The organism is Allobosea sp. ASV33 (genome assembly GCF_016428755.1).
GTDB lineage: Bacteria > Pseudomonadota > Alphaproteobacteria > Rhizobiales > Beijerinckiaceae > Allobosea.
Genome location: NZ_JAELTI010000201.1, coordinates 1 through 459, shown reverse-complemented (window position 1 = coordinate 459; position 459 = coordinate 1). Strand labels below are relative to the sequence as shown.

Genomic DNA, 459 nt, shown 5'->3' with positions numbered 1-459 from the left:
CGCTGGAGCAGTACGAACTCTTTGCGCGCAGCGTGGCCCAGGAGATGGACAGGGCGGCCTTTGCCATGCCGTCCATCCGTGTCTGGCAGCGCGAGGGCCGGCTGCCCGCCGCCCATGCCGCGCTGGACGGCCAGACCATGCAGGCATGGCTGACCAGCCAGGGCATCGATGATGCGCAGCTGATCTGGTATCTGGAGTACTGCTGCCGCGACGACTTTGGCGCGGGCCTGGCGCGCGTATCGGCCTGGGCAGGCATTCACTATTTCGCCAGCCGCCATGGCTTCTCGGCCCCGCGCCGCCAGGACGAGCGCACGGCCGAAGACGCCGGCGACGCCGTGCTGACCTGGCCCCAGGGCAATGGCTGGCTGTCACAGCAGCTGGTGGCAGGGCTGGGCTCCACCGACCTGCAGACGGATTGCAGCGTGCTATCCATCGCGGAAGGTGCCGACGGTGTGGAGA

The 459-nt window shown here is 68.6% G+C and carries 1 protein-coding gene; it reads left to right on the top strand.

Annotated features, from left to right (window positions below; all coding sequences use genetic code 11):
- The coding region (locus tag JHD80_RS27105) for a hypothetical protein (RefSeq protein WP_199093672.1) at positions 1 to 459 on the top strand (459 nt) is incomplete at both ends.